The 10709-nt window shown below is 35.9% G+C and carries 10 protein-coding genes; 9 read left to right on the plus strand and 1 reads right to left on the minus strand.

Features of this window, described 5'->3' with window-relative positions; translation table 11 throughout:
- The first annotated feature begins 350 nt into the window (after positions 1-350).
- Both FC88_RS11660 and FC88_RS11665 read left to right on the plus strand, forming a co-directional pair.
- Positions 351-1247, plus strand: coding sequence for a helix-turn-helix domain-containing protein (locus tag FC88_RS11660; RefSeq protein WP_057815850.1), 897 nt, complete (start codon positions 351-353; stop codon positions 1245-1247).
- Positions 1240-1746: a prolyl-tRNA synthetase associated domain-containing protein gene (locus FC88_RS11665; RefSeq protein ID WP_057815853.1), complete on the plus strand. Its 507-nt coding sequence runs from the start codon at positions 1240-1242 to the stop codon at positions 1744-1746. The genes FC88_RS11660 and FC88_RS11665 overlap by 8 nt, the downstream gene beginning before the upstream one ends.
- 40 nt (positions 1747-1786) lie before the next feature.
- Here FC88_RS11665 and FC88_RS11670 read toward each other — a convergent pair whose 3' ends face one another.
- Positions 1787-4399 (minus strand): Cna B-type domain-containing protein, encoded by a 2613-nt coding sequence (locus FC88_RS11670; RefSeq protein ID WP_057815855.1) that lies wholly within the window; start codon positions 4397-4399, stop codon positions 1787-1789.
- Between the two features lie 162 nt (positions 4400-4561).
- Here FC88_RS11670 and sufC point away from each other — a divergent pair, with 162 nt between their 5' ends.
- Genes sufC through FC88_RS11705 form a run of 7 tightly spaced genes read left to right on the plus strand, consistent with a single transcriptional unit; the run spans position 4562 to position 10604 of the window.
- Complete coding sequence (gene sufC / locus FC88_RS11675; RefSeq protein WP_057815857.1) at positions 4562-5353, plus strand: Fe-S cluster assembly ATPase SufC; 792 nt, start codon at positions 4562-4564, stop codon at positions 5351-5353.
- Between the two features lie 9 nt (positions 5354-5362).
- Positions 5363-6532, plus strand: a complete 1170-nt coding sequence (gene sufD / locus FC88_RS11680; RefSeq protein WP_057815858.1) for a Fe-S cluster assembly protein SufD — start codon at positions 5363-5365, stop codon at positions 6530-6532.
- The gene (locus tag FC88_RS11685; protein WP_057815860.1) at positions 6504-7733 is read left to right on the plus strand and encodes an aminotransferase class V-fold PLP-dependent enzyme; all 1230 of its coding nucleotides are present in this window, start codon (positions 6504-6506) and stop codon (positions 7731-7733) included. The genes sufD and FC88_RS11685 overlap by 29 nt, the downstream gene beginning before the upstream one ends.
- On the plus strand, positions 7730-8176 hold the full coding sequence (gene sufU / locus FC88_RS11690; protein ID WP_057815862.1) for a Fe-S cluster assembly sulfur transfer protein SufU: 447 nt from the start codon (positions 7730-7732) through the stop codon (positions 8174-8176). The genes FC88_RS11685 and sufU overlap by 4 nt, the downstream gene beginning before the upstream one ends.
- Positions 8169-9560 (plus strand): Fe-S cluster assembly protein SufB, encoded by a 1392-nt coding sequence (gene sufB, locus FC88_RS11695; protein ID WP_057815864.1) that lies wholly within the window; start codon positions 8169-8171, stop codon positions 9558-9560. The genes sufU and sufB overlap by 8 nt, the downstream gene beginning before the upstream one ends.
- A gap of 4 nt (positions 9561-9564) precedes the next feature.
- On the plus strand, positions 9565-9894 hold the full coding sequence (locus FC88_RS11700; protein WP_057815878.1) for a metal-sulfur cluster assembly factor: 330 nt from the start codon (positions 9565-9567) through the stop codon (positions 9892-9894).
- 35 nt (positions 9895-9929) lie between these two features.
- A complete protein-coding gene (locus FC88_RS11705; RefSeq protein WP_057815866.1) occupies positions 9930-10604 on the plus strand; it encodes an HAD family hydrolase in 675 nt (224 codons plus the stop codon).
- The last annotated feature ends 105 nt before the right edge of the window (positions 10605-10709 follow it).

Here is a 10709-nt window from a genome sequence, read left to right on the forward strand (position 1 = left end):
AAATTTTCTTTAGCCACATTAGTTCCCACCCTTGTTTGTTCATCAAATGTGAACAACTGTATTTAAATCATGGAATATATAATAACTCACTCTTACTGAATTGTCATATTTTTTTCATATTTATTTGAAAAATACTTGTAAATGATTATAAATATCAAAATATATTATATTTCCTTGTATAAAATGAACCAATATAAATGTAGTTATATATGTTTACAAAGCTACCTATAAATTAGATAATTGATTGTAATAGTAGGATATTTTTTGGACGAAAAAATGCGGGATGTTAGTGTTTTGATAATGTCTCGCATCAGTTATCTACCGTGCGAGAAATGAATGAGGAAATAAATATGGATATTAATATTTTTATCGAACGTAGAAAAGAATTAAAAATGTCACAAGTTAAGCTATGTCAGGGGATTTGTACACAATCAACGCTCAGTAAATTTGAAAACAATGGTCGAGTACCATCCTTAGCAATTCTCAATAAATTATGCGAACGACTTGGGTTGTCAGTGGATGATCTTTACAAGAATTCGAGCGCATCAACTACCCATATGCGAACTGTTTTGAGTCGTATTGAAAGCGATTTAATGATGGGAAGTTATGACAAAGTTTCTGAAGCATTAAAGGACTTAAAAATCGATGATGTTAATAATAATGAATTAAAAATGCAATTTTATTACCAAAAAGGCTTATTCATAACTTTGACAAATGGTAAATTTGAGGAGCTTTTTTACAACTTTTCACAAATTTTGGACAATTTAGACGAAAAACATCAGACAATTTATTCTTACTTATCATATGTAGGCTTAGGAATTTTTTATTCGCGTATCAACAAAATGGAACAAGCTGAATTTTATTTTGAAAAAGTTTTAGAATATATTAATCTTCACAAAGACCAAACTTATCAGAAGAGCAGTTTAAATGTTTACTTACGTATTTTAACGATAGTATTTTATACGGCAGATTTTTTGATCGTGAAAAATGACTTTGAAACTAGTTTGGAATTAGTTCAACGTGGTATCAGATTGTGTTCCGAACAACATATTACTTACTACTTGCCAAGACTGAAACTGTTGGAAGCTAAGATTGCTATTGGCAGAAATCAATCGCCAACAGATGTCAAAGACTTATTAACGGATGCAATGGCTTTTGCTAAAATTAATCATAATGAAGTGGTGGAACTAAGAATCAACGCTTTGCGCAAACAATATCAAGATATGAAGAGGAATGGCAATGAGTAAAGGTTCAGAACAAGCTTATCAAGATTTAACACAAAAACTCAATCAAATTAATATTGAGTATAAAGTAGTTGATCATCCAGCGGCTGAAACGACTGAACAAGCTGACAGCTATATTGCTGGTCTGGAAGGTGTTAGAACTAAAACGATGTTTCTAAAAGATAAGAAGAAACATTTCTATTTAGTAATTATGGATGATAAAAAACGTCTAGATTTCAAGAATTTCCAAGAACTTACTGGAACTAAACGCATTTCAATGGCCCACAATCACGATATTGAAGAACAATTAGGTTTGGAAGCAGGAATCGTTTCGCCGTTTGGAATCATGAATAATACGGACCACAATATAAAATTGTATTTTGATAAAGAGATGTTGGATAGTGAGGAGATTTTAACTTTCCATCCTAACGTTAATACGCATACGATTTTTTTGACTGCTAGTGATTTGATGAAATTTATCGATGCCTGTGGTTTTGAATATGAGATTTTAAATTTAGAGTAGATAAAAACGCTTGGTTCAATTAAGAATCAAGCGTTTTTTGTCAGGCTCTCTTTTTTATTCTGAAAGTAATTAGTCCTAAAATCATTACACCGATTAATGGATAAATCCAGTTTAATTCTTTATTACTAGTTTGTGGCAATTGAGAATTGCTATAAGGAACGTTTGGTACCATTGGCTCTGAATTAAAATCGGTTGAAGTATCGGAATTTGGGTCGGGTGTAAATGGATTGTTTGGAATAACAGGCTTGGGATCTTTTTCTCCAGATGGAGTTTCTGGGTCAGGATTCGTTGGTGTTGGATTATTAGAAGCTGGATCTTTGGTATCGGGTTGATTAGGTTCGTGTGTATTCGTTAAAGTTTTCTTATTATCACTTGGAGTCTCGCCACCTGAATTTGGTTTCAAAGTATTGGTAATTGTGGCTTCATTGTTAGATGTATTATCAATGTTAGAAACGTAATTGTCAGCAACGTTGATTTCTTTGACAGAATAAGTAGTATCTTTGTCTAAATTATTCCAAGTATACGTCCAATCGTTATCAGCATTAACAGTTACAGGATCACCGTATTTTTCTCCATTTGCTAGTAGTTGAATTTGAGCTGACTTAGGACGGTTAGGATCGTTGTTGTCGGCCCATTTTTTATTGACTGTGAAAGTCTTTGTTTCAATTGGAGTATTAGGGTCAGTCTTTTTATTGATAATAGTTTCTTGAGTATTGTCATTACTGAATTCACTTGATGCGGTATATCCTTTGGGAACATCGACTTCTTTAGCACTATAAGTGATTTCTTTATCATTTTTATCATATTTTGGTAATTGGTTAGTTGGATCTTTTTCATCATTAGAATTAGCATTCGTACCAAATGAGTAACTCCAATTATTATCAGCATTTAAAGTGACAGGATCACCAACTGTCTTTTCACCTTGATTATTGTCGTTAGCGTACAACTGAATTTTAATAGACTTGGGGCGAGAAGTTGAATCGTTATCGGCCCATTTTTTTGTGACGTCTAAGGAAGTGGATAAAGTATTAACGATAGTTTGATCCTGAGGATTTCCATCATTAGCGTATTGAGTTTTGATGTATCCTTTGGGGATAGTATTGGTTTGCTTATCATCGTAACCAATTTCGGAAACGTACCAATTGTTACCTGCAATTTGTGGCAAATTAGTGAAAGTATGCGTCCAATTATTATCGTCATTTAAATTGAAACTCTCAGTATTTTTTGCTTGATCTTTGTCATCATATAAGTGAACCATGACACTTTTTGGTCGAGTATTTTTAGCATTATTACCGTCGTGCCAGATTTTAGTTACCTTAAAAGTGTCAGATAAATAATTGGTTATATTGTAAGTAGTAGGATCAGATACGGAGACGTAGCCAACAGGAGTATCTTCTTTAACCGTGTAATGATAGAGATTTCCATTATCATCATATTGGCGTTGATAGCGGAACATGTACTGCCAATTATCTTTTGCAGTAACTGTTTTTTTAGTGACTTCTTGATCTTTGCCATCGGTAATTTTACGCAATAAATGAACAACGATGGAGTCTGGTAATTTGGTCTCTTCAGGTACTGACCACTTTTTCTGTCCAAGTATAGAAATGAGAATGTCACTCGTACTTGCGCCACCACCAATTGAAGTAGTGGAATCATTAACAGTAACGCTTTGCTTAATCGTATCGTTAGATAATAGATCGCCTGAATTAGTGTAATTATCAGAAAGATTATTGTAATTAGTTATTTGGGTAGTATAACTAATGTTTATTGGCTGGTTGATGTCCCCGCCAAAATCGACAGTGAATTCTTTATTATTATCGTTATAAGCAACTGTGGAATTAGCGTACTTGTTTTCCTTATCGTTAGTTATATTCCCGTCAGAATCACGAGTAGCTGAATTGACTGTTATGTCCGATATTAATTTTTGATTGTCTCCAATAAAATCTCGATATTTAGCGTTAGGAATTGTTTCTCCTGGATAATTGATTTCTACCGTCCAATGAATTTTATCGTTGTCAAAACTACCATATTTATAAAGCACGGAATTATTATCTTGATCGGTTGATGGAGGATCAACTGTGGCCGAATTAGTCGTGTCAGGACTTTTCATGGCGGAATCGTCTAGTCCCCAGTCAATTGGTGTATTTTGATTCGATGAGACTATGTTAGTGTTCCAATTTGTTTTTAAACTGATCCATCCAGTAATATTTTTTGTTTGAGATTTAGTGGCGGCGTTGCTATTGAAAGTAACGGTTATAAGGCGCGTATCTTTATTTAGAGAAATATTTGCAATAACATCACCATCTTTATCTTCAAGTGGTTTGGAATTTACAATGTCATTCTTGATAGTAATTTGATTAGGTACAGGAATTTCCATCGTATCACCAGCATGTATCTTTTGATTGTTGGTAGAAAATTCCCAACTGGCATAAATATCATCGTACAATCCAAAGTGAGTTTGCGAAGTGCCATTAGCATCCTGTAACTGTGCTTTAGTAATAAATTGATTTCCCCAGTTTGTAGTGTCAGTGACGGTGCTAATTCCTGGTGAATTCCCTGAATCTTGTGCTTCGACCATATTAGTTGAACTAGTCATAAAAATTGAAGCAATTATGATCAGTAGGCTAAATATGTTCTTTCCCTTTTTAAACATATTTAAAATCTCCCTCATTTGTTGATAGTCTTGACTTCCTTAAGCAAGGCTTATAAAGTCATTCTACTACTCTTTTCATCAATTTAATTATATTTATGAAAAGGGTTATTTTAAGTTTTTCCATACTATAATATAATTATCGAAAATATTTGGAGGGTCACAATGGCAACACTTGAAGTAAAAAATCTCCATGTCGAAGTGGAAGATGAAGAAACTAAGAATAAAAAAGAAATTCTCAAAGGCGTCAACTTGCTGATGAAAACAGGTGAGATCCATGCCATCATGGGACCTAACGGTACAGGGAAATCAACGTTATCGCAAACTATCATGGGGCAAAAAAATTACCACGTTACCAACGGCGATATCCTCTTAAATGGAGAAAGTATTTTGGATATGCCAGTCGATCAACGTGCTCGAAAAGGATTATTTTTGGCAATGCAATATCCTGCTGAAATTCAAGGGGTTACTAACGCTGAATTTTTAAGAGCAGCGATTAATGCTAGACGCCCGGCGGATGACAAAATTTCTGTGATGGATTTTTTGAAAGAACTCGACAAGAATTTGGAACTGCTAGATATGAGCCAAGCTATGACGGAACGCTACTTGAATGAAGGCTTTTCTGGTGGCGAAAAGAAGCGTAATGAGATCTTGCAATTATTGATGATCAAACCTAGTTTTGCTTTATTGGATGAAATCGACTCAGGACTTGATATCGATGCTTTAAAAGTTGTCTCCAAAGGTGTCAATTCGATGCGTGGCGATAACTTTGGTGCCTTGATCATTACTCATTATCAAAGACTTTTAAATTACATTAAACCAGATGTAGTTCACGTAATGATGGATGGAAAAATCGTCAAAACTGGTTCTGCTGATCTTGCACAAAAACTTGAGAATGAAGGTTACGCTGGATTACGTGACGAATTAGGACTCAAAGTGAATTTAGTCGACGATTAAGGGGATATTATGACATTAGAAAATCTAACAATTAATGAACCGGATTGGTTCGTTCAAAAGAGGCTGACTGCATTGGGTTTGGCTGATAAATTACCGTTACCTACCATGCAGCGCTTTGACTTTCATAACTGGCAACTGACACCACCAACAAGAACAATTATTAAGACAAATATAGCATCACCAGACAATTATATTTTGATGGACTTATTCGATGCCTCAAATGAATATCCAGATTTAGTTCAAAAGTATTTGTACAGCATAATTAAAGCAGACGAAAATAAATTAATGGCTTATCATGCGGCTTTTGTAAATCACGGTGTTTTCTTGTATGTACCCAAAAATACCGTGATTGAAAAACCAATTGAATTAGAATTACAACAAGATTCCAGTCAACCGTTTGTTTCTCACGTTTTAGTTGTAGCAGGCGAAAATTCAAAATTCTCTTTGATTCAAAAAACTACAACCAAAGGAAATCAAGCAAGTGTTGCTAACTGTGTTGTGGAAATTAAGGCTCTAACTAATAGTGAAATAAAGTATGCAGCAGTTGATGAACTCGGTCAAAATGTAACGTCATACTTAAGCCGTCGAGCCGATGTTGATCGAGATGCTTACGTTGATTGGTCGATTGGTTTAATGAATGAGGGTAACACTGTCGCTGATTTTGACACTGATTTAAAGGGCACTGGTGCTCATTCAGAAATTAAAGTTGTCGATATTACGGCCGGTAAACAACTTGAAGGCGTCAATACTCGCGTTACTAATTACGGTAAGAAAACAATCGGAAATATCAATCAACGCGGGGTGATTACTGACCATTCACGACTGATTTTTAATGGTATCGGTCATATTATCAAAGGTGCTTCTGGAGCTAATGCTGAACAACAAAATCGTGTTTTGATGATGTCGAGTCATGCCCACGGGGATGCCAATCCAATTTTGTTGATCGATGAAAATGATGTCTTGGCAGGACATGCGGCTAGTGTTGGTCAAGTCGATCAAAATCAGCTCTACTATTTGATGAGTCGAGGTTTAGATAAAAAAACCGCCCAAAGGATGGTTATTCGAGGGTTCTTGGGGGATGTTTTAGTTTCTATTCCTTCTAAAGCTATTCGAGAACAATTAGTACAGACGATTGAAAGGAAGTTGGCAAATGGACAAGAAATTTCAGAAAATTCGTGATGATTTTCCAATTCTAAAGCAACGAATAAATGATGAACCATTAGTTTATTTAGATAGTGCTGCCACTTCTCAAAAACCACAAGCAGTTATCGATGCTGTTGCTGACTATTATCAAACTATTAATGCAAATACTCATCGAAGCGTTTATACACTGGGGCAGCAAGCAACTGATCAATACGAATTAGCTCGCAAAAAAATTCAAAATTTCATCAATGCTCAATTCAGTAAAGAAGTTATATTCACTAAAGGTACGACTGACAGTCTGAATTTAGTTGCCAGCAGTTACGGTGAAGACAATATTCAAGCAGGTGATGAGATAGTCATTACTTATATGGAGCATCACAGCAACTTGATTCCTTGGCAACAACTAGCTATTAAGAAGCATGTGGTTTTGAAGTATATTGAATTAACTAGTGACGGGCAATTAGATATGACAGATGCTGTAAATAAAATCACTGATAAAACTAAAATCGTTGCCGTAGCTCATGCTAGTAACGTGTTGGGCGTAACTAATGATATTAAGAAATTAGCACAAATAGCACATTCTCATAACGCCGTTATAGTAGTTGACGGTGCTCAAGCAGTTCCCCATCAACCAGTCGATGTGCAAGAGTTGAATGCTGATTTCTATGCTTTTTCAGGGCATAAGATGTTAAGTCCCATGGGCATTGGCGTCTTATATGGTAAGAAAGAGTTATTGGAACAAATGTCGCCGTATCAATTTGGCGGTGAGATGATAAATTCAGTTGAGAAGTTTAACAGTACTTGGAGTGAATTGCCTTGGAAATTTGAGGCTGGCACTCAAAATGTCAGTGGAGCGATTGGATTAGGCAAAGCTATCGATTATTTGAATAATGTTGGGATGGAAGAAATTGCTGAATATGAGCAAGAATTAGTTGATTATGCGTTGCCTAGATTGTTGAATATTAAAGGTTTAACAATTTACGGACCACACGATTCACACAATCATAACGCCGTTATATCTTTTAACTTTAATAACTTACACCCACATGACGTGGCAACTGCTTTTGATATGGATGGAGTGGCCGTCAGAGCAGGACACCATTGTGCGCAACCATTGATGAAATATTTGGGCGTTGTGGCAACTGTCCGTGCTAGTTTTTACTTTTACAATACTAAAGCTGATGTTGATAAATTATTACAAGCAATCGCGGATACAAAGGAGTTCTTCAGAGTATGAGTCTAATGGGATTGAACAATTTATATCGTGAAGTTATTTTGGATCACTCACAAAATCCACATCACAAGCACGCTTTACCACAAGTAACGACCAAGACTACTTTGAAAAATCCTACTTGTGGTGATGTGATCAATTTGGAATTGGAAATTAAAGATGACAAGATTATTGATGCGGGTTTCAGTGGTGAAGGTTGTACTATCAGTCAAGCTTCTGCCAGCATGATGACCGATGTTATAATAGGAAAAACAACCACGCAAGGACTAGAAATGGCCCACATCTTTTCTGATATGGTCATGGGCAAGCAGCATCCAGATACAGATTTGGAAAGACTGGGTGATGCTGCAATTTTATCTAGTGTTATGAAGTTTCCAGCTCGAATCAAATGCGCTACCCTGAGCTGGTGGGCTTTGAGAAAATCGTTAGGGGAAGAAGTCGATGATTGATTTAGAAAATTCAGAATACGAATACGGTTTTCACGATGATGTAAAGCCTAAATTTACTACCGGACGTGGATTGACAGAGGAAACTGTCCGCAAAATTTCGGCTGAAAAAAACGAACCACAATGGATGTTGGATTATCGCTTGAAGTCGTATCATACGTATCAAAAACTCGCCATGCCTAAATTTGGCCCTGATCTATCAGATTTAGATTTGGAGAATATGCTTTATTATCAAAAAATGACTGACAAGAAGTATCGTGATTGGGACGATGTACCCGATAAAATGAAAGAAACTTTTGACCGTTTAGGGGTTCCTGAAGCTGAACGAAAGTATTTGGCCGGTTCTTCAGCACAGTATGAATCAGAAGTCGTTTATCACAATATGCGCAATGAATTTGAGAAGTTAGGGATTTTGTTTACCGATACTGATACGGCATTACAAGAATATCCAGAACTTTTCAAAAAATGGTTCGGTAAATTGGTTAAACCGACTGACAACAAATTTGCAGCTTTGAATGGGGCAGTTTGGTCGGGTGGCTCATTTATTTATGTGCCTAAAGGCGTAAGATGCGATATTCCAATTCAGTCTTACTTTAGATTAAACGCCGAAAACTCAGGGCAATTTGAACGGACTTTAATTATCGTCGACGAAGGGGCCAAAGTCGATTACGTTGAAGGCTGCACAGCACCTAATTATTCATCAGATAGTTTGCATGCTGCAGTAGTAGAGGTTAATGTTTTGCGTGATGCATATTGCCGTTATACAACGATTCAAAATTGGTCCGATAATGTTTATAGTTTGGAAACTAAACGGGCTGCCGTTTTGGAGAACGCCACGATGGAATGGGTCGATGGTAACCTTGGCTCAAAAGTGACGATGAAATATCCTAGTGTTTACTTAAATGGGGAGAACGCTCGAGGGACAATGTTGTCAATTGCTGTAGCCAGTAACGGAATTCACCAAGATTCTGGTGCCCGCATGATTCATAACGCCAAGAATACTTCTAGTTCAATCGTTTCTAAGTCAATCGCACAGACTGGTGGATCAGTGGATTATCGTGGAACGGTTAGATTTGGCAAACATTCTGATGGTTCAAAAGCTCATGTTGAATGTGACACAATTATTATGGATGATCAATCTTCATCAGATACGATTCCTTACAATGAAATTGATAACGCCAATGTTTCAATGGAGCATGAAGCTCGAGTATCGAAGATTTCTGAAGAGCAACTCTATTATTTAATGAGCCGGGGAATCTCTGAAGAAAAAGCCACAGAAATGATCGTTATGGGCTTTGTTGAACCATTTACAAAGAAACTCCCTATGGAATATGCGGTTGAATTGAATCGTTTAATCAGTTATGAAATGGAAGGGTCAATTGGTTAAAAATATGACAGAAGATAAGACAAAAAAAGACCTAGTCATGGATGCCTTGGAGAAGGTGATTGATCCTGAACTAGGAATTGATATTGTTAATTTAGGTTTAATTTATGAAGTAGAGATTGAGAACGAAGATGAAGCCGTTATAACGATGACCTTGACCACAATGGGTTGCCCTTTGAGCGACATGTTGCATGATACAATTACGGCAGCGGTCAAGTCAGTTGAAGACATCAAAAATTGTGAAATTGAATTAGTCTGGTATCCAATTTGGGATATTTCTAAAATGAGTCGTTATGCACGAGTGGCCTTGGGAATTCCTGAAGGATTTGGTGCGTGAGATAATCTATCTAAAATGGTTATAGGAGGTTATTTATGATTGATACAATGATTTTTGATTTCAACGGGACTATGATTTTCGATGGTTTGATTCAAAAGAGGGCTTGGGGGAAATTTTTAGAAGTAGAATTCAATCGAGAATTGACTAGCCAGGATTATCAATTGCATATTGCTGGGATCAATAATCGCAATACGTTCGAGTATTATTTAGACAGAAGTATTTCTGATACTGAATTGGCTCAATTATCTGATAAGAAAGAAAATATTTACCGAGAAATTTGTTTGAATACTCCAGATGAATTCCAATTAGTGCCCGGATTGTCTGATTTTTTGGATTGGTGCAAGAATAATAACATTAAGTTAAATATTGCAACGGCATCAGAACATTCCAATGTAATATTCTTTTTCAATCAATTGCGATTAGGACGTTGGTTTGATTTAGAAAAGGTAGCCTTCAATGACGGCAAAATCAAAGGGAAACCGGCTCCAGATATTTTCTTAAAAGCAATCGAAAACCTTGGTGGCAAAGCTAGTAGTAGTGCTATCTTTGAAGATTCAGTTTCAGGTATTCAAGCTGCCAATAAAGCCCAGGCGGGTAAGGTAGTCTTAGTTGAAGATCCAAAATTGGAAAAAGTAAGTCTTCCTGAGAATTTACGAATAGATAAATTAATTCAAGAGTATTCAGATATTAATAAATTCTTCCAAGAATAGTCAAAATAAAATTAGTAAAGAAAATTTACAATTATCAAAAAGAAAACACAAAGGCGAATTTTATAATCAAGTTAGCCACCTTAAGAAAAAATAAATAAAAAAACA

This window comes from Companilactobacillus futsaii JCM 17355, from assembly GCF_001435505.1.
In the GTDB taxonomy this organism is placed as follows: Bacteria; Bacillota; Bacilli; order Lactobacillales; family Lactobacillaceae; genus Companilactobacillus; species Companilactobacillus futsaii.

Coding starts and splice junctions, on each gene's coding strand:
- FC88_RS11660 (WP_057815850.1), top strand. CDS start 351: ATGGATATTAATATTTTTATCGAACGTAGAAAAGAATTAAAAATGTCA.
- FC88_RS11665 (WP_057815853.1), top strand. CDS start 1,240: ATGAGTAAAGGTTCAGAACAAGCTTATCAAGATTTAACACAAAAACTC.
- FC88_RS11670 (WP_057815855.1), bottom strand. CDS start 4,399: ATGTTTAAAAAGGGAAAGAACATATTTAGCCTACTGATCATAATTGCT.
- sufC (WP_057815857.1), top strand. CDS start 4,562: ATGGCAACACTTGAAGTAAAAAATCTCCATGTCGAAGTGGAAGATGAA.
- sufD (WP_057815858.1), top strand. CDS start 5,363: ATGACATTAGAAAATCTAACAATTAATGAACCGGATTGGTTCGTTCAA.
- FC88_RS11685 (WP_057815860.1), top strand. CDS start 6,504: ATGGACAAGAAATTTCAGAAAATTCGTGATGATTTTCCAATTCTAAAG.
- sufU (WP_057815862.1), top strand. CDS start 7,730: ATGAGTCTAATGGGATTGAACAATTTATATCGTGAAGTTATTTTGGAT.
- sufB (WP_057815864.1), top strand. CDS start 8,169: ATGATTGATTTAGAAAATTCAGAATACGAATACGGTTTTCACGATGAT.
- FC88_RS11700 (WP_057815878.1), top strand. CDS start 9,565: ATGACAGAAGATAAGACAAAAAAAGACCTAGTCATGGATGCCTTGGAG.
- FC88_RS11705 (WP_057815866.1), top strand. CDS start 9,930: ATGATTGATACAATGATTTTTGATTTCAACGGGACTATGATTTTCGAT.